The organism is Streptomyces sp. NPDC127038 (assembly GCF_042725875.1).
Taxonomy (GTDB): Bacteria; Actinomycetota; Actinomycetes; order Streptomycetales; family Streptomycetaceae; genus Streptomyces.
The window spans coordinates 88,621-111,556 of record NZ_JBHXDQ010000018.1; the positions used below are offsets into that span (position 1 = coordinate 88,621).

Consider the following 22,936-nt stretch of genomic DNA (forward strand, 5'->3'; position numbering starts at 1 on the left):
ATGGCCGAATTGATCTTGGAAGGCAGTCGCCTCATCGCACACAGACAGGACTCGCCCATGGGAATCAGCACCGAGTCTGACGGCCGTACCCCGGCCTTCACCGTTCCGGCCGAGGGCCACGCCCGGCGGGTGGCCGCGCTGCGGCGGACGATCCACCGGATCACGGACGAGGTGATCGACGCCGGGACGTTCCACCATGGCGCACAGACCCGGCGGTTGGAGGAGGCGCTCGGCCGGGCCTGGGGCGGCCACGCGGTGGCCACGACCTCCTGCACGCAGGCGCTCACGCTGGCCCTGCGGGCGGCCGGGGTCCGCGCCGGGGACGAGGTGGTCGTCCCGGCCGCCACCTTCGCGGCGACCGCGTTCGCCGTCGGCGCCGTCGGGGCGGTCCCGGTGATCGTGGATGTCACCGAGCCCACCCTCACGCTGTGTCCCAAGGCCATGGAAACGGCGATCACCCCTCGCACCAGGGCGGTGATCCCGGTGCATCTGCACGGTCACATGGCGGACATGCCCGCGATCAACGAGATCGCCGCACGCCACCGGCTCACGGTCGTCGAGGACTGCGCGCAGGCTCCCGGTGCCCGCCTCGACGGCAGGGCGGCCGGAACCTGGGGCGACTACGGCTGTTTCTCCTTCTGGGTGGGCAAGAACATCGGCGGCATCGACGACGCCGGAGCCGTCCTGACCACCACCGCCGAACGCGCCCGCGCACTTCGCCGGCTCACCGACATGGGCCGCGACCGCGGGGACCGGCATCTCCACCACGTGCGCGGCCATCGCGCCCGCCTCGGCGAGGTCAACGCGGGCCTTCTCACCGCGCAACTGGCCCTGCTGCCCTCCTGGACCGACCGCCGCAACACGATCGCCCGCCGCTACACGGAGGCGTTCGCGAGCCTGCCCCTGGAGACACCCGTGGTGCAGGACGGACACGTCCACGCGTTCTACAAGTACGCGATCGGCTGCGAGGACATCCCCGCGCTCACCGCCCACCTCGCGTCCGAGGGCATCGAGGCCGAACAGGTCTACCCCTACCTCCTTCCCGAGCAGCCCGCGTTCCGGGAGATCGAGCATCGCAGCCTTGTCTCCGCGCGCTCGGCCGCGGCCCGACAGCGGCTGTGTCTGCCCGCCTACCCCGAGCTCACGGACGCCGAGGACGGACATGTCATCCGTGCCGTCACCGCGTTCTGCGCGGGCGGCTGAGCGGGCGCGCATCAGGCATGTCAGGGACTCGGGCGCGCCGAAGGGCCGACCTCCCCGGCGGCGCGGCGGCGTGAACGCCTAGGATCGGGGCATGGCCCTGATCGCGAGCGACGTGGACCGGTTCGAGACTGCCAGGCCGCGGCTGGAGGCCATCGCCTACCGGCTGCTCGGCTCGTCGGGCGACGCGGAGGACGCCGTACAGGAGACGTTCCTGCGCTGGCAGGCGGCCGACACCGGGCGGATCGAGGTGCCCGAGGCCTGGCTGACCAAGGTCCTCACCAACTTCTGTCTCAACCTGCTCACTTCGGCCCGCGCCCGGCGCGAGACGTACGTCGGCCAGTGGCTCCCCGAGCCGCTGCTCGACGGGGACACGATGCTCGGCCCCGCCGACACCGTCGAGCAGCGCGAATCGGTCTCGTACGCCGTCCTGGTCCTGCTGGAGCGCCTCGCGCCCAAGGAGCGGGCGGTGTACGTCCTGCGGGAGGCCTTCGGCTACTCGCACCGGGAGATCGCCGAGATCCTGGACATCACCGAGGCGGCGGGCCAGCAGATCCACCACCGGGCCAAGAAGCACCTCGCCGAGGGCAGGGCCCGCACCGAGGTCGACGAGGCCGCCGCCCGGCGGATCGTGGAGGAGTTCCTGACGGCGGCCACCAGCGGCCGTACCGAACCACTGATCCGTCTGCTCACCCAGGACGCCGTGGCGGTCGGGGACGGCGGCGGCAAGATCCCGGCCCGCGCGAAGGCCTTCGAGGGTGCCCGCGCGGTTGCGACCTTCCTGCGCGGCCTGTTCAAGCCCAGCGAGGCCAAACGGAAGTACGTCGGCGGCGCGGCCGAGATGCACGCCGCGATCGCCAACGGCGGGCCCGCGATCGTCGCGGTCGTGGACGGCCGGGTCGTCGGGATCAGCTGCCTGGAGGTCACCGCCGACGGCATCGTGGCGGTCCGCAGTCAGGTCAACCCCGACAAACTCGTCCGTGCGACCGAGCAGTGGGCCGCCGCCGGTCACGGGGAGGACCCGTTCTGCACGCTCTGACCGCTTCCGTCCGATGTGACGCAGGTCACTCTCGAATCCTGTCAGGAAACACCGGGCTGCCCGGTTCAAGGGGCGACACCACGCCGGACAACGGCGCACCCCTCCCGACAGGAGCACGGACATGCAGCACCGCATCGTCGTCCTCGGCGCCGGCTACACCGGAGCCACCGCCGCGGGCCGCCTGGCCAGGCGGCTGCACCGCGAGGACGTCTCCATCACCCTGGTCAACCCCGAGGCCGACTTCGTCGAGCGCGTCCGGATGCACCAGCTCGCCACCGGCCAGGATCTCAGGCCGCGCCCGCTCGCCGAGATGCTCGCCGGTACGGGCGTGGAGCTGAGGCTCGCCAAGGTCACCGCCGTGGACGCCGACCGCAAGGCGGTCTCCGTCACCGGCGCGGACGGCCCGGCGGAACTCGCCTACGACACCCTCGTCTACGCGCTCGGCAGCGGCTGGAACGCCGGAGACGTCCCCGGCGTCGCCGAACACGCCCACGAGATCGCCGGCCGCCCGGGCGCCCGCCGTCTGCGCGAGCGCCTCGCCGCCCTGGACGCCGGACGGCCCGTGGTCGTCGTCGGCGGCGGTCTGACGGGCGTGGAGGCCGCGACCGAGATCGCCGAGGCGTACCCGGACCTCGACGTGTCCCTGGTCGCCCGCGGCGCCCTCGGCGACTGGCTCTCGGCCGGGGGCCGGGCCCATCTGCGCAAGGTGACCGACCGGCTCGGCATCGAGGTCCACGAGAACGCGGCGGTCACCGCCGTGACCGAGGACGCGGTGGCGACCGCCGACGGCCGCAGCCTTCCCGCCGCGGTCACGGTCTGGACCACAGGGTTCGCCGTCCACCCCATCGCCCGCGCCACCAGCCTGGAGACCACCGGGCACGGCCAGATCATGGTCGACGCCACGATGCGCTCGCGGTCCCACCCCGACGTGTACGCCATCGGCGACGCCGCGCTGGCCACCGGACCCGGCGGCAAGCCGCTGCGCATGTCCTGCGCCTCGGGCGTCCCCATGGCCTGGCAGGCCGCCGACGCCATCGCCGCCCGCCTCACCGGCTCCAAGGTCCCGCGGGTCTCGATCCGCTACTACCAGCAGTGCGTCTCCCTCGGCCGCGCCGAGGGCCTGATCCAGTTCGTCACCGCCGACGACCGGGCCGTCGACCGCACCCTGACGGGCCGCACGGCCGCCCTCTACAAGGAACTCGTCTGCAAGGGCGCGGCCTGGGGCGTCGCCAACCCGACACTGCGCATGCCGTCCAGGCGTCGCCGTGTCGCCGGCCCGCGCACCCAGGACCGCACCGACGCGAAGGCGACAGCCGCCTGACCGCCCCCTCCGACGACCCCGAACCAGCGCACCGGGCCGCACCGGACGAGCACGTCGTCAGCGCCTTTGCCGACCTCCGGCCATACGCTACGATTGATCTTGAGCTGGTCGGAGCGAACACCTCCGGTCCGGTGCTGCGTTGGTGGTCCAAGGAAAGACGCCCCGCTTCCTGCGGGGAAATGCAGGTGCAAGGCCTGCCCGGCGCTCCACGAAGACCCCGCCCCGCGTTCCGCGGGGCGGGGTCTTTTTTCGGCATTCTCGCGACTCGCTCCCACGTCGTCGATCCGCCACGCCCCGGAAAACACGTTGGCCGACTGCCGCCGAGCTGCGAGGATGCGGCTGTTTTCCGGGTGGAGGGTGTTTGTTCGTTTTCGTGTGTGGGGGATGCGGCGCCGAACTGACCGTGCCGCTGTTCCAGGTCGCGCTGCCAGTTCATGCCCGTCAGCAGTACGGGAACGGGGCCCAGCTGCCTGTGCTGATGCGGTCGGGGACGTTCGCCGTGGATCCGGAGCCCTGGGGAGGGCCGTGGCGGAGGTGGGAGCAGCTCGGTCCGGGTGAGGCGGAGGCGCGCGGCGTCTACGGACCGGTCTATGCCCTCTCCGACGGCACGCCCGGGGCGAGTGTCGTCGCGCCCGGTGATGTCCGTGGAACCCGGCTGATCCCCGAGAAGCGCGGCGGTGCCTGTTGTGGCCTCGACGGAGCCGACGGGCCCAACATGGCCTGCCTGGCGTGCGACCTGCCCGTGGCGACCAGGATCGACGACTGTTCGCTCTGGCAGGCGGTGCGGCTCACCCCGGACTCCGTGCGCCGAGTCCCCGTCGAGGGCCCTCCCGTTCCGTCGCCCTCCTGGGCCGAGCTGGCGGAGACGGGGGAGCGGACGCCCCCGTTCGAGCCGATCGCCACCTGGGGAGGGCGGCTGGGGGCGAGCCACTACTGGTCGTGGAGTCCGCGGTGGGAGGCGGCGGGCGGCCATGCCCTCGCGCACCTGCTGGTCGCCTCCCGAGGGCGGCCTGTGACGGTCCCGGACGGGTTGACCGCGGATCTGTTCCGGCGGGCGCTCGACGCCCTGCTGCCCGTGGGCACCCCGGAGCGACACGCCGTCCTCGCCGGACCGGGACGACCGGCCCCGGAAGCGGGCGCCGACATCCTCCTCGTACCGATCCATCCCCGGACGGGGCAGACCTGGGCTCCCGCCGACCCGACCGCGTCGGCCTGTCTGGTGCCCCTGCCGTTGGGGGTGTGGTTGTCGCTGGTGTCTCCCCGGCCGCATCTGCCGTTTCCCGCGTCGGGTCGTCTACCCCGGGACGTCCTCCGCGACGACCCGCTCCCGCTGCTCCCGAACCGTCCCTTCCGGGCGGACCGGGAGACGTTCCGGCACACCTTGGTCCGGCTGCCGGCCGTGCGCAGGCCGTGGCTGGGGGCGATCCTCGACAACCTCGCACGAGGTCCCTCCGCCAACCTCTTCTAGCCGCCCTGCGGCCGGACCCCGCTTCTCTTCGGGTCTCGGTCCACCGGGCGCGACCCGGCGGCGGTGACCGCCCCCGGGCGCGTGGTCGCGGGCCGCGTCCGGTTCCCCGCAGAGGGCCGCGGCCTGTTGGAGGCAGTGCTCGGCCTCGATGTCCCGGCCGAGGGCCCGCAGGGCGTTTCCGCAGGTGGTGAGGAGCAGGGCCCGGCGCTCGGCGGACTGCTCGCGTGGGGCGAGGGTCAGGGCGTGCCGGCACCGGTCGAGGGCGGCGCGGGGGCGGCCGACGGTCAGAAGGTGGGCCGCCAGGTGGTACAGGGCCAGCGTCTCGGTGTGGGGGTGGGCCAGGGAGCGGGCCATCTCGGCCGCCTCCTCGCGCCGGATGCCGGCCTCGGCCAGCTCCCCCGTGTGCTCAAGCGCGGCCGCCCAGTTGATCAGGGCGATCACCTGCCCGCGCCGGTCCCCGGCCCGGAGGGCCAGAGCGGGAGCGCGGCTGAGGTGCGACAGTGCTGCCTGGTGCCGTCCGTTCTCGGTGAGGACCCAGCCCAGCAGGGAACGCAGCCGCGACTCGGCGTCGGTGTCGCCCAGCGCGACGGCGGCCGCGAGGCCGTGTTCGAGCGTCGGCTCCCAGCCGTCGTGGACCTGCCGCACGATCAGCGGCCACAACTGGACGGCGAGGCGCCAGGCAAGTTCCGGACGCCCGGCCCGGGCCGCCGCGGACACCGCGGCGGTGAGGTTCGCACGCTCGGTGACGTACCAGGCCATCGCCTCGGCGCGGTCGGCGAACACCGGCGGCGGACCGGGCGGGGACGCCTGCGCGGGCAGGGAGCAGCACGGCTGGCTGCCCGGTTCGACCGCGGACGCGGCGGCCTGCGCGGCGGCCAGATAGTGCAGCAGCAGGCGTTCGAGGCCCGTCGGGTCCGCCTGCTCCGACAGGGAGCGCGCGTACAGCCGTACGAGATCGTGCATGAGGTAGCGGCCACCGGACCGTTCCTCGACCAGGTGGGCCGCGGCCAGCTCCTCCAGTGCGGCGCGCGCGGCGGCGGGCTGCAATCCGCCGAGCGCCGCCGCGGCACCGGCGTCGAGTTCGGAGCCGACGTGCAGGGCCAGTTGGCGAAACAGCAGGGCCCCGGCCGCGGGCAGCCGTTGGACGCTCAGGCGCAGGGTGGCCGCGACGCCGAGGTCCTCGGTGGCGAGCAGGGACAGGCGCTGGTGTTCGTCGGCCAGGTCGTCGGCCATCGCGCGGAGGGTCAGCCGGGGCCGCGCCACGATCCGGGCGGCGGCCAGCCGCAGTGCCAGCGGCAGGCCGTCGCACAGGGCGGACAGCTCCTCGGCGGCGGCGGGTTCGGCGGCCACGCGCGACGCGCCGATGGCACCGCTGAGCACGCGTACGCCGTCCGCGGGCGCCAGGCGCCGAAGCGGCAGCAGCCGGGCGCAGTCGGTGGCCACCAGCCCTTCGAGCCGGTGGCGGCTGGTGACCAGCACCGTGCACCGGGGTGTTCCGGGCAGCAGCGGACGGACCTGCGCCGAGTCACGGGCGTTGTCGAGCACGATCAGCGCGCGCCGGTCGGCCAGCAGGGAGCGGTAGAGGGTCTCGGCACCGCGCACGTGCCGTGGCAGGCGTTCCTCCTCGACGGCGAGGGCCGACAGGAAGTCGTGCAGGACGCCGGCATGCGCAGTGCCGGTGCCGTCCGGTTCGAGGGTGTGCAGGTCGGCGTAGAGGATCCCGTCGGGGAAGTCGTCGGCGTGCGCGTGCGCCCAGTGCAGGGCCAGCGAGGTCTTGCCGACACCGGCCGGCCCGGTCACCACGCTCAGGGTGGCGGTGCCGGCCGGTGCGAGGGCGGTCAGCCGGGCGAGGTCGGCGGTGCGGCCGGTGAACCCGGCCGGGGTGCGCGGCAGGAGGCAGGGGACCGGCGGGCCGGGACGCGGGGGTGCGGCGGGGTTCGCTCCTCGGGGCGGTCCGGGCGTGACCGGGTTCGCTCCCGGCCGCTGTCCGGGCGCGACCGGCTGGAGTGTGCCGTTGAGGGCGGGGCCGGGTGGCCGGGAGTGCAGGACGTCGAGGTACGCCGTCGACAGCGCGGGGCCGGGATCGACGCCCAGCTCCCGGGAGAGGAGTTGCCGGGTGCGGTGGTGGAGGGCGAGGGCGTCGCCCTGGCGGTCGGCGGCGTGCAGGGCGCGGACCGTGGCGGCGATCAGGGACTCGCGCAGCGGGTGCTCCTCGGCCGCGGGCCGCAGCAGGGTGAGCGCGTCCGCCCCGTCGCCGCACGCGTGCAGGGCGTCGGCGTACCGTTCCAGCGCGACCAGGCGCTCCTCCGCCAGCCGGTCGGCGGCCGCCGACAGCGAAGGGCTGTCACCGATCCCGCAAAGTGCCCGTCCCCGCCACAGACCGAGGGCCTCGGCGAGGAGCGCGGCCCGCTCCGCGGCGGGGACGGCCGTGGCGCGGCGCGCCAGGTCGTGAAAGCGCCGTACGTCCACCGAGTCCGCAGCGGCGCGCAGGGCGTAGCCCCCGCTCCCGGTGACGAGTTCGGCCGCGGGCGCCGTCCGCATCAGTCCGCGCAGCGCGGACACATGGCCGTAGACGATGGTGCGGGCATGGGTGGGTGGCCGGGAGTCCCACAGCGCGTCGATGATCCGTTCGGCGCTGACGGGTGTGCCGTCCGCGAGCAGGAGCAGCGCGAGCACGGCCCGGCGCTTGGGAGGGCCGAGCGGCACCTCGCTGTCACCCGTGAAAGCCGAAACCGGCCCGAGAAGCCGGAATTCCATCAGCATTGTCCCCTTGGCCATGTCGTCCGGGCGGACATTCACCGAAGGCCAGACAAGCATGCCCAGCCGCGAAAGCGGGTCCGCAGACTGGGAATTGGACAATCGTCCCTTCAATTCCGTCCAGAACTTTTCGGGTTGCCCAAAGAGCCTGTGATCCCTGCCACCGAGTCCGCGTGTGTACGGCAACACCACTGGTCCGAAAGGGTGTTGGGAATGCGGTGTGGACGCCGAATCGTTGGTACCGAATTCAATTGTTCGTGTCCCGGGCCGGGCGAGGACCGAGGCCGGCCCGCCGGCGACCTAACGGGGCTAACGGGCGGACAACTCTGGTGCCCCTGCTGGGCGTTACACCCTCGTTAGGCCTCCTCGGCAGGCTTCTTTCCCGGAAGCCAGAACCGAGCATCAGGAGGCGCAATGTCACACAGCGCACGTCTTCGCAGGGGCCGGAGCGCGGTACGCAGGGCGGTGACCGCGAGCGGCACCCTGGCCGCGACCGGCCTGGCCGCCGTGGCCGTGTTCGCCTCGGCCGGCAGCTCCGCCGCCGCGACCGGGCACGCCACCGTGGCCGGGCACGGCACGGCACAGGCGTCCCCGGTGTCGGCGCAGTCGGCCCGCAGCACCCGGGTGCACATCAGCAACGGCACCACCACGACCCTGTACCGCAACTACTCGTCGCTGTCCCACGGGGTCTGGGACGACGACACGCCCCCCGAGGCCATCGACGGCGGGGCCGCGGTCGTCTGGGGCTCCCATTCCTCGGGGCTGATGACCGGGACGGAAGGCGAGGTCCGCTACTCCGTCGGCAACGCCGGTGAGGTCTCCATCCACTGGGACAACCCGTACGCGGGCAGCAACAGTTACAGCTGCACGGCGCCCGCCGGCTACACCTGCGCGACCACCGGAGGCAGCGGCAACAACACGGAGGTGTGGTTCACCATCAGCGGCAAGGCCGGTGCCGTCGCCTCCCGCGGCCCGCGGTCGGCCTCCGCGGCACGCAGCACGCACGTCACGCTCCAGAACCGTACGCCCAACGAAATGCTGCGCACCTCGTCGAGCCTGGTGCACGGAACGTGGAGCGAGAACCTGCTCCCGCCGGACCACGTCTACCCGATGTCCAACGCGATCTGGCAGTCCGAGTCGAACGGCTTCGCGACGGGGACGCAGGGAACGGCCGTCTACAACATGCTCAACGTCGGCACCGTCACCGTCTCCTGGGACCAGTACGTCTGCTCGCCGCCCGACGGATACAGCTGCCGCCAGGACGGCGGCGGAGGTGACAACGCCGCGGTCACCTTCACCGTGCTGAAGAACTGACGACGCGCGCCTCTCCCGACGGCCGTTTCCACCCACCGCATTCCCCCGCGCCACAGTTGCTCCTGTTGTGCGAGAGCGAAAGGACGCTGATGTCCCGCTACACCGTTGCGCTGGCATGCGCCGCCGCCCTGGCCGTGCTCACGGCCGGTTCCGCCGTGGCCCTGCCCGCCGACACCGCGCCGTCCGGCCGCGCGCCCGCGGCCGCCACCGCGCCGTCGAACACCTATGTGCTGGCCCCGCAGGACACCCCTGACCTGTGGCTCGGTGACGCCGACTACTTCGGATCGGTCGAGTGCAGGTCCAGCCGGCTCTGGTACGGAGACGCACGCGACAACGCCGTCTGGCAGACGACCACCAACGGCGACGGCTCCATCTCGCTGGTGAACCTGGACATCCACGGGAACAGGGAGCGGCTCCAGAACGTGGGCGGGGGAGTCCTCGTCTCGGACGCCACCGGTGACGCCTCCCACTGGTTCAAGGTCGCCGGCCCGTCCGGCACCTTCGGGCTGCGGAACAAGGCCACGGGCCGCTACCTGGCGTACACCGCCGCCGGCACGGTGCTCGGAGCCGTCAACGCCTACTGGTGGTACATGGTCAACACGCTCCCGTAGTAGGGGAGTTCACCCGTACCGAAGCCCCCCGGGCCGCCGGCCGATTCCGCCGGCCGCCGCCGTCGTGCGGCCGGCGGCCCCGGGCGCGGGTCAGAGGTCCTGGGCGGGCCAGTCCAGCAGCCGTGCCCCGATCACCGCGGTCTGGAGCGTGTACCGGTGGGCGGGATCGGCCGGGTTGCTGCCGGTGAGCTTGTGGATCCGCTCCAGGCGGTACGTCAGGGCGCGCACGCTCAGACTCAGGCGACGGGCGGCCTCGGCCGCGACGCAGCCGCACTCGAAGTACGCGGTCAGGGTGTCCAGGAGAACCTGGGCGCCCCCGCGGGCCGTGGTGAGCGGCCCGAGAGCGTCGAGGACGAGGTCGGCCATCGCCTGGCGGTCACGCGTCAGCACCGGATAGACGAGCAGGTCGGCGGCGCGCAGCACCGCTTCGTCGAGACCGAGACGCTCGCCCAGTTCGAGGGCGTTCAGCGCCTCCTCGTACGAGTGGACGACGCCGCCGGGGCCCGGCTGGGGCCGGCCTATCGCGATCCGGACGCCCTCGGTCGCCGCGTAGGCCTGCTTGGCGAAGTAGGCGAGGACCTCGTCCTGATGGCCGGGCGCGATGCACAGCAGCCGGCCGTCCTTGGTCGTGATCAGGATGTTGCGGTCGCCGAAGCGGCCGATGAGGGCACGCTCCACCTGCCGTGGTTCCGGACCGCCCTCGGCGTAGGAGGCCGGGCCCTGGGCCACGGCGACCGCGTGCGCGCGCGACAGCCGCAGGCCGAAGCGTTCGGCGCGCTCGGCGAGACGCCCCAGATCGCTGCGGCCGTACAGCAGGTCCTCGATGAACTCACGGCGTGCGGACTCCTCGTGGCGCACGGCGTGGCGCTGGGCACGTTCGTAGCCTTCCGCGAAGGCGTCTATCACCTGCTCCACGGTCGCGAGCGCGATCTCGGCGGAGCCCGCGCCGTGCGGCCACGCGGAACGCGCGGCGCCCAGGTGCGCGCGGACGAGGGCCCGCAGCCCGTGACCGGCGTCCGCCGCCGCTTCCCCCAGGGCCCGCCGGGTCTCGATCTCCTCACGGGTGAGACGCCGGCCGCTGGCCGACACCCCGGCCAGGATCTCGGCATACCCGTGCAGATAGTCGGCGAGATTCTCCCGCTCGGTCACGTCGTCCCCCGAATCCTGACGTGCCGGTGACGGGTTCTTAGCGGTTCACCGGCATGCAGACCCTAGTGAACACTGCCGGGAATCGGCAATGCGTGTCCGTGCCCCGGCCGTGCACCATGACGTGCGGGGAGCACTGCGAAGGTTCTGGTGCCGGACACCGGCAGGTGGTGCCCGGCCCGGAACCCGGAGGGGAGCGGTGCGCCGCCGAGGGCATCGCGCGGGGGAAGAGGGTGGGGGAGATGGGTGCGTCCGTGGAGGCCGCGACCGGCCTGCCGGGAATCCTCTTCACCGCCGCACTCGCCGTGTCCGTGTGCTTCTGGCTGCTGGCCGCCGTCGGCGCCGTGGCCGTGGACACCTTCGACGCGGACGTCGACCTCCAGGCCTTGGGCATGGGCGGGGTGCCCGTGTCCGTCGCGCTGTCGCTGCTCACGGCGCTCGCCTGGCTCGTCGACGTCGGTGTGACCGCCCTGTTCGCCCTGCTGGACACCTCGGGGCCCACGGCCGTCGCGCTCCATCTGGCGGCGCCCGGGGGCGCGTTGCTCGTCGCCTGGCGGCTGACCTGTCTGATCGTGCGCCCGCTGCACCGCCTCTTCCCCGGCACCCCGACGACCCGGTGCCCCCGGGTCCCGCCGCGCACGCCGACGGCCGACGCGCCGCCGGGTCACACGGGACGCGGGACCGCGCCCCCGGATCCGTATCCCGAAGCGACCGCCCCGCCAGCCACCTGACGTCTCAACTCCCTTACGTCCCAAGGATCTATGACATGGCTGCCATCGGCGTGCTCGCCGCCGCCCTGCTGTTCGCCGCCTTCCTCCTGCTGCTCGCCTTCTCCCGGCTCTTCCGCAAGGTCGAGCAGGGCAAGGCGCTGATCGTCTCCCAGACACGCAAGGTCGACGTGACCTTCACCGGGCAGATCGTGCTGCCCGTGCTGCACAAGGCCGAGGTCATGGACATCTCGGTGAAGACCATCGAGATCACCCGCACCGGCCGTGAGGGACTCATCTGCCGGGACAACATCCGCGCGGACATCCGGATCTCGTTCTTCGTCCGGGTCAACAAGACCGTCGAGGACGTCATCAAGGTCGCCCAGGCCGTCGGCACCGCCCGGGCCAGCGACCGGGACACCCTCCAGGAACTGTTCCACGCGAAGTTCTCCGAGGCCCTGAAGACCGTCGGCAAGCAGATGGACTTCACCGACCTCTACACCAAGCGCGAGGAACTGCGCTACCAGATCATCGAGCTCATCGGCGTCGACCTCAACGGCTACCACCTGGAGGACGCGGCGATCGACTACCTGGAGCAGACGCCGCTCACCCAGCTCGACCCGGCGAACGTCCTCGACGCCCAGGGCATCCGCAAGATCACCGAACTGACGGCCGTCGAGCACGTCCGCACCAACGAGGCCCAGCGCAACGAACAGAAGGAGATCACCCGCCAGGACGTCGACGCACGCGAGGCGATCCTGGAACTGGAGCGCAGGCAGGCCGACGCCGAGATCAAACAGAGGCGGGAGATCGACACCGTACGGGCGCGCGAGGAGGCCGAGACCGCGCGGGTGGTGGAGGAGGAGCGGCTGCGCGCGCAGGGCGCCTTCCTGCGCACCGAGGAGCAGTTGGGCATCCAGCGGGAGAACCAGGCGCGCGAGGTCGCGGTCGCCGCGAAGAACCGCGAGCGCGTGATCGCCATCGAGAACGAGCGCATCGAGAAGGACCGGCTCCTCGAAGTCATCGGGCGTGAACGGGAGACGCAGCTGACCCGGATCGCCGCCGAGAAGGAGGTCGAGGCCGAGAGGCGGGACATCGCCGAGGTCATCCGCGAGCGGGTCGCCGTGGACCGGACGGTCGCCGAGCAGGAGGAGTCCATCAAGAAACTGCGGGCCGTCGAGGCCGCGGAACGCGACCGTCAGGCCGTGATCATCGCCGCCGAGGCCGAGGCGCAGGAGAAACTGGTCAAGGACATCAAGGCCGCGGAAGCCGCCGAACAGGCCGCCACCCACCGCGCCGCCGAGCAGATCACCCTGGCCGAGGCCCAGTTGAGGTCCGCCGACCTGGAGGCGAAGGCCAAGCTGCGCCGGGCCGAGGGCGTCCAGGCCGAGGCCGCCGCCGAAGGGCTCGCGGCCGTCCAGGTCCGCGACAAGGAGGCCGAGGTCATCGAGAAGGCCGGCCGCGCCGAGGCCGTGGCCACCGAGGCCCGGCTGCTCGCCGAGGCCCAGGGCACCCAGGCCAAGGCGCTCGCGGAGGCCATGGCCATCGGAGAGAAGCTCAAGGCCGAAGCGGCCGGCCTCACCGAGAAGGCCGCCGCGATGGCCGCCCTCGACGACGCCTCGCGCGGCCACGAGGAGTACCGGCTGCGCCTGGAGGCCGAGAAGGAGATCCGGCTCGCCGGGCTCGACGTCCAGCGCCAGGTCGCCGAGGCCCAGGCCACGGTGCTCGCCACCGGCCTTGAGAACGCCGACATCGACATCGTCGGCGGCGAGTCGGTCTTCTTCGACCGGCTGATGTCCTCGATCGCGCTCGGCAAGTCGCTCGACGGCTTCGTCGAGAACTCGGGAACCGCCCAGGCACTCGCCAAGCCGTGGCTGGACGGCACGTCGAGCTTCACCGACGACCTCACCCGCGTCCTCGGCTCGGTCGCCAGGGCCGACGTGCAGAACCTCACGCTCTCCGCGCTGCTGATGAAACTCATGAAGTCGGACGGAGCGCTCGTCGCCCCCGCTCAGCGCCTTCTCGACCAGGCGGGTGAACTCGGCCTCGCCGACACCCCGATCGCGGCGCTCAACGGCACCACGCGGGTCTGACGACCGCCGCCGGAGCCGCCGCACAGGGGACGGCGGCTCCGGCCCGCACCTCCCGAAGGGAAGCACGCACGATGGCAACCGGCCTCCAGCCGGAGACGCTCCGGACCGCGACGCACGACGCCGTCGACACCGGCACGTACGAGGTGCTGCGCGACCGGCTCGCCGCACAGGCCGCCGAACTCGCCCGCCGCGCCGAGGCGCTCAACGCCCGCCGCACACAGGAGTTCGGCTCCGTACGACTGGAACTCACCGGCACCGGGCGGCTGCGCACGGACCGCCCGTGCGTGCCCCGCGACCTCGTGGCGGTCGGGGACCACCTCCTCCTCGGCTGCGTCCCGCACCCCGACGCCACGCAGGAGACCGCGGTCCGCGACGTGTTCGCGCTGCACGACCGGGACTTGAACAGGCTGCCCGAGGACGCGGTGCCCGGCCTGCTCGACGATCCCGCCTTCGTCCGCGAGTTCGCGGCCCTGTACCGCTACTACCGCCAGGCCCGCCTCCTGCGGCTCCGCCGCACGGACGGCAAGCTGCTCGCCGTGTTCCAGACGGGAGAGAAGGCCGACGACATCCGCGTACTGCGCTGGGCGCTGACCGCGGACGGGCGGGCGGCCTACCTGGACGCACGCGGCGACCGGGACCACGTCCTGCCGCCCTCCCACGACTTCGCGTGGGACGTCACGACACGCGAGGACCATGTCCTCGGCCGCCACCCCCGCGTCTCGGTCCAGGGGGAGGTCTTCGTCTCGACCGTCGGCGGAGTCCTCACCGTCAGCGCGGACGACGGCACCGACCAGGGAGAGCGGCTCTACACCGAACCGGTCGACGAACCCCTGCAGTCGCTCGCCGACGCCGAGGTGGCGCACGCACGCGTGGGCGCCCTCGTCCTGCTGCGGATCCGCCCCTACAAGGAGGACACCCACCGGTATCTGGTGTTCAACACCCTCACCGGATCCGTCGTCCGCCTCGACGGCATCGGCCAGGCCTGCCGCCGCCTGCCCGAGGACCAGGGCATCGTGTTCCCCCTCGGCTACTGCATGGCCACGGGCGCCCACAAGACCTACGACACGGACACCGCCGGCCTGGAGTTCGAGCGCGAGACACGCGCACCGAACGGCGAGGACGTCCTCTACGCGTTCCACGCGCCGGCGGAGGGCCGCAGCACACTGCTGTCGTACAACACGATCCGCAAGGAGGCCGCCGCCCCGCTGTCCTGCCACGGCCAGGCGCTCTTCGAGGACGGCACCCTCATGACGCTGCGCGCCGAGGGCGACGAACCGGCCCGCGTCCACCCCCTCCAACTCTGGCGCTCCCCGTACGTGTCGGACACCCACGCCGCCGACGCGCCCGTCGGCACGGGGCCGCTGGCCCGGATCGGCAACGCCGACCTCGTGCGCGGCATCTCCGACTGCCTGTCCGTCACCCGCGCCGTCGCCGAGACGACACCGACCACCGCCGTCTACGAGGCACTGGTCGCCGCCTGCGTCCGGGTCGCGGACACCTGCCACTGGCTCGGCGACGACGAACTCGGCGATCTCCGTACGCCGTTGGAGGCCGTACGTGCGACCGCCGAGCAGGTGCTGGCCGAGTTCGAGGCCGTACTGACCCAGACCCGCCAGGCCACCGGGGCGCTCGACGAGGCGGCGGACCGCATCACCGCGGTGGTACGCCGGCTGCGTGGTGAGAGTCCGCGCGACGCGACCGCCTGGGTGGACGGTCTCACCGAACTCCGTCACGCCCAGGGCCACTTGCTGACCCTCAAGGAGCTGCGCCACTGCGACACCGCGCGCGTCGACGAACTCGCCTCGGACGCCGCGGCCGACCTCGCGGCCTTCGGACAGCGCGCCGTCGCCTTCCTGGCCCGCGAGGACGCCTTCGCGAGCCACCAGACGAGCGTCGAACAGCTTGTCGCCGACGCCGAGTCGATCGCCACCGCCGCCGAGGCCGCCCCCCTCACCGCCCGCCTCGACCGTCTCGCCGAGGGCCTTTGCACGGTGACCGAGGTCGTCACCGGGATCGACGTCGCCGACGCCACGGTCCGCACCTCCGTACTGGAACGCGTCGCCGAGGTGCTCGGAGGCCTCAACCGGGCCCGCGCCACCCTCGGCAACCGCCGCCGCGCCCTCCTCGACCACGAGGGGCACGCCGAATTCTCCGCCGAATCAGCCCTGTTGGCCCAGTCGCTCACCGCCGCGCTCGCGGTGGCCGACAGCCCAGAGGCCTGCGACGAACAACTCGTCGCCGTCCTTTCACGCCTGGAGAACCTGGAGTCCCGCTTCGCCGAGTACGACGGCTTCCTCGGTGAACTCGCCGACCGGCGGGCCGAGATCCACGAGGTCTTCTCGGCCCGCCGCCAGACGCTCGCCGACACCCGCGCCCGCCGCACCGAGCAACTGGCCGCGTCCGCCGCCCGGGTCCTCGACGCGATCACCCGACGCGCGGCGACGTTCGCACGACCCGACGCGGTCTCCGCGTTCTTCGCCTCCGACCCCATGGTCGCCAAGGTCCGCCGCACCGCGGACGAACTGCGCGATCTCGGCGACACCCTGCGCGCACAGGAGCTGGACAGCCGCCTGCGGGCATGCCGGCAGGAGGCCGCCCGCGCGCTGCGCGACCGCACCGACCTCTACGCCGACGACGGCCGCACCATCCGCCTCGGCGGTCACCGCTTCACCGTCAACACCCAGCCCCTCGACCTCACGCTCGTCCCGGACGGCGACGGCCTCGCCTTCGCCCTCACCGGCACCGACTACCGCCGCCCCGTCACGGACCCCGGCTTCGCCGCGACCCGCCCCTACTGGGACCGGCACCTCCCCTCCGAGTCGCCCGAGGTCTACCGCGCCGAACACCTCGCCGCCCGCTTGCTCGCGGAGCACGGCCCCGACCACCTCGCCCAGACGGAACTCCCCGCCCTCGTACGGAAAGCAGCGGAAGAGGCGCACGACGAGGGCTACGAACGCGGAGTCCACGACCACGACGCGACCGTGATCCTCACCGCCCTGCTCCCGCTGTACGAGCAGGCCGGACCCCTGAGCCACGAGCCCGCGTGCCGCGCCGCCGCCCAGCTCTTCTGGGAACACGGAACCACGGAGGAAGCCCGCACCACCTGGACGCGGCGCGCGGTCTCCCTCGCCCGGGCCCAGAACACCTTCGGACCGGCCACCGCCACCGCCGAACTCCAGGGCGAACTGGCCGCGGCGGTCGGCGCCTGGTCCCCTCCGGACGACGGCACCGCGACCGGAGCCGCCTCCTACCTGTTCGAGGAACTGACCCGCGGTCCCGAGGGGTTCGTCCTCAGCGCGGGCGCCCGCACCCTGCTCGACAAGTTCCGCCGCGCGGTGGGCACCACGGCCTACGACGAGGACCTGACGGCACTCGACGCCCTCGCCGCGCGCCGCCAGCTGGTCGAGGCATGGCTGTCCTCGTACGCGTCCGCCACCGGCCAGGACGTCCAGCCGGGCGATCTCGCCGAGGCGGTGGCGGCCGAGCTGTGCCCGTCCCTCACCCGCTACGAGTCGGACGCCCCCCTGACGGTCACGGCGGAAGGGCTGCTCGGCGTCCACCCGCGCGTCGTCGGCCGCCGACTTCCGCTGCGGATCGACGAGTTCCTGGCCCGGACAACCGGGTTCCGGGAACGGGAGGCCCCTGCCTTCCGCGCCTACCAGCGTCGCCGCACCGCCCTGGTGACCGCCGAACGCTCCCGGCTGCGCCTGGACGACCACCGGCCGCGCGCCATGTCCTCGTTCGTCCGGGGGCGCCTCATCGACGAGGTGTACCTCCCGCTCGTCGGCGACAACCTCGCCAAGCAGCTCGGCACCGCCGACGAGACGCGGCGCACCGACACGGGCGGCCTCCTGCTGCTCGTCTCCCCGCCCGGGTACGGCAAGACGACGCTCGTCGAGTACGTCGCCGACCGCCTCGGCCTCCTGTTGGTGAAGGTCAGCGGCCCCGCGCTCGGGCACGCCGTCACCTCGCTCGACCCGGCCGAGGCCCCGAACGCCACGGCCCGCAACGAGGTGGAGAAGATCAACTTCGCCCTGGCGGCGGGCAGCAACACCCTCCTGTACCTCGACGACATCCAGCACACCTCCGCCGAACTGCTCCAGAAGTTCATCCCGCTGTGCGACGACACCCGGCGCGTCGAGGGCGTCAGGGACGGCGAACCGCGGACCTACGACCTGCGCGGAAAGCGCTTCGCCGTCTGCATGGCGGGCAACCCCTACACCGAGTCCGGCAGCGGCTTCCACGTGCCGGACATGCTCGCCAATCGCGCCGACGTGTGGAACCTCGGCGACGTCCTGGCCGGCAAGGACGACGTCTTCGCCCTCAGCTTCGTCGAGAACGCGCTCACCGCGAGCCCCGTCCTGGCACCGCTGGCCGGCCGCGACCGCGCCGACCTCGACCTGCTCGTCCGCCTCGCCGTCGAGGACCCCTCCGCACACGCCGACCGGCTCACCCACCGCTACGAGCCGGCCGAGCTCCAGCGGATCCTCGCCGTCCTGCGACACGCGCTCTCCGCCCGCGACACCGTCCTCGCGGTCAACGACGCCTACATCGCCTCCGCCGCCCGGTCCGACGGCGCCCGCACCGAACCGCCCTTCCGGCTGCAGGGCTCCTATCGCAACATGAACAGGATCGTTCAGCGCATCCAGCCCGTGATGAACGAGAAGGAGCTCTCCGCCGTCATCGACGACCACTACACGGCCGAGGCCCAGACCCTCGCCGGCGGAGCCGAGGAGAACCTCCTCAGGCTGGCCGAGCTGCGCGGCACGCTCACCGGTGAACAGGCGGACCGGTGGGCCGAGGTGAAGGCCGCGTACGTCCGGACACAGACGCTGGGCGGCCCCGACGGCGATCCCCTGCTGCGCGCGGTCGCCGCCCTGGGCCTGCTCGCCGACCGGGTCGGCGCCGTCGAGTCCGCCATCGTCCGAGCGGCCGGCACTCCGAACGGGCTCGCGGGCCCCGGCGCCCGCCACGCGGCGGGACGACGGGAGGCGTGACGGCGAAGCGTTCCGCCGCGTCGCGCGGTCGGCGTGATCGTTGTCGGCCGTGCGCGCGTTGGCTGTATCGTGCGGGCACGGGCGTCTGCCGCGACCCGCCGCCCCAGCGGCGCGAGGGACACGGCCGCGTCGAGGACCGAGACGGGAGCCCGGCGTGCGCGCGCGTGACTTGGCGGAGCAGTACGAGACGGTCGGCCTCGACAGCGACGCGATGGACGCCGCACGACTGATGGCCGCGCATCGGCTCCCCGCACTGCTGGTGGTCGACGAGGACGGCGCGCCGAAGGCGGTCCTCCCCGCCTCACAGATGGTCAAGATCCTCGTACCGGGCTATGTGATCGAGGATCCGACGCTCGCCGCGGTGGTCGACGAGCGGCACGCCGACCGGCTGTGCGCCGCCCTGGCGGGCCGCGCGGTGCGCGACTGCCTGGCCAGGACCACACCGCCGCCGGTCGTCGCCGCTCCGGACGAGACCGCCCTCCAGGTCGCCGCGCACATGGCCCAGGCGCGCAGCCCGCTCGTGGCCGTGGTGGAGAAGGACAAGGCGGGCACACGGCTCCTGGGCGTCATCACGGCCTCCCACCTGCTGGAGCGCCTGCTCGCCGCGGGCTCCGCCTGACACCGGGCGTCGGGAGACCCGCCCAGGCCGTTCCCTGCCGGGAACCGGCAATGTGCCGCCGCCCGAAGTGCCCGCCAACGGCCTGTTAAAGATCCGTCAAGAACCGGTAAGGTTGCCAACGGTGTGCCGGGAAGTCTGGTCGGCGAGCAGGGGATTACTCTCTCTCCGATCGGGGCGTGCCACATGGAACTGGCGATGATGTCCGGCGTCGTGTCGCCGGTGACGGTGCGATTGTCGCGTCGCGCGGCGCGGAGCGCGCTGCCGACGCCCCTTCTCCTTCTTCGCCGTCCCCTTCTCGCCGGAGTCGCGCTCTTCGCCGTGCCGGCCCTCGCCGCCGTACGCGCCCTCGGAGGGACCGGAGCGCCGTGAACGACTGGCACAGCTGGGCGGCGATCGTCGTGTTCGTCGGCGCGTACGCCCTCATCATCAGCGAAAAGATCCACCGCGTCGCCGTGGCCCTCGGCGGCGCGGGCCTCATGTTGGCGATCGGGGCGACCGACGACGTCTCGGCGTTCTACTCCGAGGACTCCGGCATCGACTGGAACGTCATCTTCCTGCTGATGGGCATGATGATGATCGTCGGCGTGCTCAAGAAGACCGGGATGTTCGAGTACCTGGCCATCTGGTCCGTGAAGAAGGCGAAGGCCAGACCGTTCCGGGTGATGGCCATGCTCGTGGTCATCACGGCGGCCGCCTCCGCGCTCCTCGACAACGTCACCACGGTCCTGCTGATCGCCCCGGTGACCCTGCTCGTCTGCGAGCGTCTCGCCCTGCCGGCCGCGCCCTTCCTCATCGCCGAGGTGTTCGCCGCCAACATCGGCGGCACCGCGACCCTGGTCGGCGATCCGCCCAACATCATCATCGCCAGCCGGGCCGGCCTGACGTTCAACGACTTCCTCGTCCATCTCGCCCCGCTGGCCGTGCTGCTGGTCCTCGTTCTGGTGGCGCTGTGCCGGGTGATGTTCCGCAGGTACTTCGTCTACGACGAGGACCGGGCCGCCGAGATCATGGCCCTGGAGGAGCGGGAGGCCATCAAGGACCCCCGGCTGCTGGTCCAGGGCCTGATCGTGCTCACCCTGGTCGTGGCCGGATTCGTCCTGCACCCGGTTCTCCACTACGAGCCCAGCATCGTCGCCCTGCTCGGAGCGGGACTGCTCGTCGCCGTCTCCACGGCGGAGACGAGCGAGGTCCTGGCCGAGGTCGAGTGGCCCACGCTCGCGTTCTTCGCCGGTCTGTTCATCATGATCGGAGGGCTCATCGACACGGGTGTCATCGACGAGGTCTCCAAGGGCCTGGCCCACGCCATCGGAACGAGTGAACTCGGCGGCTCGCTGACCCTGCTGGGCGCCTCCGCGGTGCTCTCCGGGGTCGTCGACAACATCCCCTACGTGGCCACCATGGCCCCCATCACCAGCGACCTGGTCCACTCCATGGGTGGCGGCGCCGACCACGTCATGTGGTGGGCGCTGGCCCTGGGCGCCGACCTGGGCGGCAACGCCACGGCCATCGGCGCGTCGGCGAACGTCGTCGTCCTCGGCATCGCGGAACGCAACCGCCAGACCATCACCTTCTGGCAGTTCACCAAGTACGGACTGGTCGTCACCGCCGTGACGGTGGCGATCTCCCTCGGCTATGTGTGGTTGCGCTACTTCGCCCTGGCCTGACGCCGTGCGCCTCCGGCCGGACGACCTCTCGGACCGGAAGTCGCCCAGGATCAGGGCCGGTCGGGTCCCGGGAGGTCTGCGCTCGGAAGGGTGTGTCAGAGTCTCGGCATGCTCGATATCGTGGTGCAGACGGAGAGTCAGGAGCGGCACGTCCGTGTGTCCGCCGACGAACTGGCTGGGGTGGTCCGGCGCATCGGTGAGGACGGTGACCGGTTCCTCGTGGTCCAGCGGATCCCCGACCTGCCCGACGTCTTCGCCCAGGTCTGGCACAAGTCCGGTGGTGACTACACGCTGGAGTACCGCGACGGTGCCGCCGACCGGCACTTCCAGGCGATGGTCGACGTGCCCGAGGACGTGATCGCCGCGATCACGGGCTGGGCCCGCCAGGAGGCCGGATGGGACGGCGGCCTGGCCTGGTCGCCGCTGGACATGGGCCCCGCCCACGAGGTGCCGCCGCTCGACCTCGACGAGGACGAACGCGCGGAGTTGGAGCAGCGCGTCCGCCTGGAGTTGCTCGGCGGCTACGCCTCCCGGGCCGAACTGGCCGAACTCGCCGAGGAGTACCTGGTCACCAAGGAACGCCGGCCGGTCTCGCGTGAGCAGGCGGCGGCTCTGGCCGACCGGTTGTGGGTGGAGCGGGTCGCGGAGCAGGTCGCGTGGCAGGGCGAGACCGACCCCGAGCGGCTCACCCGCGCGTTCGCCTCTCTGGAGAGGGCCGGTGTCACCGCCCGCGAGAACTTCACCTGTTGCCGCAGCTGCGGCGAGTCCGAGATCGGCGGCGCGGGCGCACCCGACGCCCGCGGTTTCGTCTACTTCCACACCCAGTGCACGGACTCCGCCGCGGCCGGCCAAGGACTGATGCTCCTCTACGGTGGCTTCGACGGTTCCTCCGAGACCACTGCGTCCATCGGCCGCGAGGTCGTGACCGCCCTTGAAGCGGTCGGCCTCCACACCGAGTGGGACCGTGACCCCGGCCGGGCCATCACCGTCACCCCCCTGGACTGGTCCCGCCGCTTGGTCGGCTAGGGACAGTCGGCGGAGGGGTGGGCCCAGGCGGCTCGCAGGAGTTTCGCGGCGCCGCGGACCGCCGCGGTGTGCGGCGCGGGGACGGGCTGGACCGGCGCGCGCAGTCGGTCGGCGAGGCGATAGGTGATGTCGGGTCGCAGCGCGCCCCCGCCCGCGAGCAGTGCGCCCCGGCGCAGGGCTTCGAACGTGGCCGAGGTGTGATCCTGCTCCAGCATGGCGGTCACCATGGCGACGACAGCGTCGGTGATCCGCGACGGCGGGGTGCGGTGGTCCAGGTCGCTCGTGCCCAGGGCGGTCTGCCGTGCGTCGGTCACCGCGCCGTCGGCGAGCAGCGTGACCTCGGTGAGGTGGGCGCCGAGGTCCACGACGAGCAGGGGCGGGGTCGGGTCGGCGTCGGCGCCGATGGCCACGGCGCGCGCGGTCGGGACGGTCAGGACCGAACGCGGGCGCAGGACTTCGACCACGGTACGGGCCTGGGCCCGATAGGCGACTCCACCGAGTACGGGAGTGGTCAGGATGAGCAGGGGGCGACCGAGGCGGGGGAGTCGATGACCGAGCAGCCGGTCCAGCATCCGGGCGGTTCCGGGAGTGTCGACGATGGTGCCGCGCTGGATGGGGTAGGTGGCGCCGGGGCCGGGGAAGGTCACGGTGGGTACGTCGAGGATCAGGCGTCGCCCGGACGCCCAGACCCGGGTGCGGGCGCTGCCCAGGTCGAGGGCGAGGGCGGCGTACGGCCGGACCCGGGACCATGCGCGGTGCCGGTCGGGCCGCATGCGAAGGGTCACTGTCCCGCCTCCCGAACGTTCCGGCGCTGACTGGGTCGTGGGATCGAGGCGGGCCTCCGACCGGGCGATGCGCCGGTCGAGAGAGTCGAGTGGCATGGTGATTCCTTCCGCCGAAGGGGAGGCGGCTCGTGCCGGGGTGGGGATTCGTCAGGGAGCGAGGACCGGAGGAGGGCGGTTGAGGTTCATGCC

At 72.5% G+C, this 22,936-nt stretch carries 14 protein-coding genes and 1 pseudogene; 12 read left to right on the plus strand and 3 right to left on the minus strand.

Features of this window, described 5'->3' with window-relative positions:
• Window positions 1–57: 57 nt before the first annotated feature.
• The 4 genes from ACFWI4_RS15925 to ACFWI4_RS15940 all read left to right on the plus strand — a co-directional run bounded on the left by ACFWI4_RS15925 (window position 58) and on the right by ACFWI4_RS15940 (window position 5,028).
• The gene (locus ACFWI4_RS15925) at window positions 58–1,203 is read left to right on the plus strand and encodes a DegT/DnrJ/EryC1/StrS family aminotransferase (RefSeq protein WP_387195971.1); all 1,146 of its coding nucleotides are present in this window, start codon (window positions 58–60) and stop codon (window positions 1,201–1,203) included.
• A 91-nt stretch (window positions 1,204–1,294) separates the two neighbouring features.
• Entirely contained in the window at window positions 1,295–2,239 is a 945-nt protein-coding gene (gene sigJ / locus ACFWI4_RS15930) for an RNA polymerase sigma factor SigJ (protein WP_387195974.1), read from the plus strand.
• A gap of 121 nt (window positions 2,240–2,360) precedes the next feature.
• On the plus strand, window positions 2,361–3,560 hold the full coding sequence (locus ACFWI4_RS15935) for an NAD(P)/FAD-dependent oxidoreductase (RefSeq protein WP_387195977.1): 1,200 nt from the start codon (window positions 2,361–2,363) through the stop codon (window positions 3,558–3,560).
• Between the two features lie 361 nt (window positions 3,561–3,921).
• Complete coding sequence (locus ACFWI4_RS15940; protein WP_387195980.1) at window positions 3,922–5,028, plus strand: hypothetical protein; 1,107 nt, start codon at window positions 3,922–3,924, stop codon at window positions 5,026–5,028.
• 1,281 nt (window positions 5,029–6,309) lie between these two features.
• Here ACFWI4_RS15940 and ACFWI4_RS15945 read toward each other — a convergent pair.
• A pseudogene (locus ACFWI4_RS15945) lies at window positions 6,310–7,845 on the minus strand (BTAD domain-containing putative transcriptional regulator); the annotation flags it as partial.
• 354 nt (window positions 7,846–8,199) lie between these two features.
• On the opposite strand from ACFWI4_RS15945, the gene ACFWI4_RS15950 reads away from it, so the two are divergent.
• Together ACFWI4_RS15950 and ACFWI4_RS15955 are read left to right on the plus strand one after the other, a co-directional pair.
• The gene (locus ACFWI4_RS15950) at window positions 8,200–9,099 is read left to right on the plus strand and encodes an aegerolysin family protein (RefSeq protein ID WP_387195983.1); all 900 of its coding nucleotides are present in this window, start codon (window positions 8,200–8,202) and stop codon (window positions 9,097–9,099) included.
• Between the two features lie 89 nt (window positions 9,100–9,188).
• Entirely contained in the window at window positions 9,189–9,710 is a 522-nt protein-coding gene (locus tag ACFWI4_RS15955) for an RICIN domain-containing protein (protein ID WP_387195986.1), read from the plus strand.
• A gap of 90 nt (window positions 9,711–9,800) precedes the next feature.
• On the opposite strand, the gene ACFWI4_RS15960 is transcribed toward ACFWI4_RS15955, so the two are convergent.
• Window positions 9,801–10,859, minus strand: coding sequence for a PucR family transcriptional regulator (locus tag ACFWI4_RS15960; protein WP_385398080.1), 1,059 nt, complete (start codon window positions 10,857–10,859; stop codon window positions 9,801–9,803).
• Window positions 10,860–11,098: 239 nt separating this feature from the next.
• On the opposite strand from ACFWI4_RS15960, the gene ACFWI4_RS15965 reads away from it, so the two are divergent.
• From ACFWI4_RS15965 to ACFWI4_RS15990, 6 genes are all read left to right on the plus strand, one after another.
• Window positions 11,099–11,587 carry a hypothetical protein gene (locus tag ACFWI4_RS15965; protein WP_387195988.1) on the plus strand — a complete coding sequence of 163 codons (489 nt, stop codon included), beginning with the start codon at window positions 11,099–11,101 and terminating at the stop codon, window positions 11,585–11,587.
• 35 nt (window positions 11,588–11,622) lie between these two features.
• Complete coding sequence (locus tag ACFWI4_RS15970; RefSeq protein ID WP_385398076.1) at window positions 11,623–13,656, plus strand: SPFH domain-containing protein; 2,034 nt, start codon at window positions 11,623–11,625, stop codon at window positions 13,654–13,656.
• Between the two features lie 71 nt (window positions 13,657–13,727).
• Window positions 13,728–18,653 carry a DNA repair ATPase gene (locus ACFWI4_RS15975; protein WP_387195991.1) on the plus strand — a complete coding sequence of 1,642 codons (4,926 nt, stop codon included), beginning with the start codon at window positions 13,728–13,730 and terminating at the stop codon, window positions 18,651–18,653.
• A 154-nt stretch (window positions 18,654–18,807) separates the two neighbouring features.
• The gene (locus ACFWI4_RS15980; protein WP_387195994.1) at window positions 18,808–19,272 is read left to right on the plus strand and encodes a CBS domain-containing protein; all 465 of its coding nucleotides are present in this window, start codon (window positions 18,808–18,810) and stop codon (window positions 19,270–19,272) included.
• Between the two features lie 365 nt (window positions 19,273–19,637).
• Window positions 19,638–20,936: an SLC13 family permease gene (locus tag ACFWI4_RS15985; protein WP_387195996.1), complete on the plus strand. Its 1,299-nt coding sequence runs from the start codon at window positions 19,638–19,640 to the stop codon at window positions 20,934–20,936.
• 108 nt (window positions 20,937–21,044) lie between these two features.
• Window positions 21,045–21,962, plus strand: coding sequence for a DUF6891 domain-containing protein (locus ACFWI4_RS15990; RefSeq protein ID WP_387195999.1), 918 nt, complete (start codon window positions 21,045–21,047; stop codon window positions 21,960–21,962).
• On the opposite strand, the gene ACFWI4_RS15995 is transcribed toward ACFWI4_RS15990, so the two are convergent.
• A complete protein-coding gene (locus ACFWI4_RS15995; RefSeq protein WP_387196029.1) occupies window positions 21,959–22,735 on the minus strand; it encodes a hypothetical protein in 777 nt (258 codons plus the stop codon). The two genes, ACFWI4_RS15990 and ACFWI4_RS15995, sit on opposite strands and share 4 nt — an antisense overlap.
• Between the last annotated feature and the right edge of the window lie 201 nt (window positions 22,736–22,936).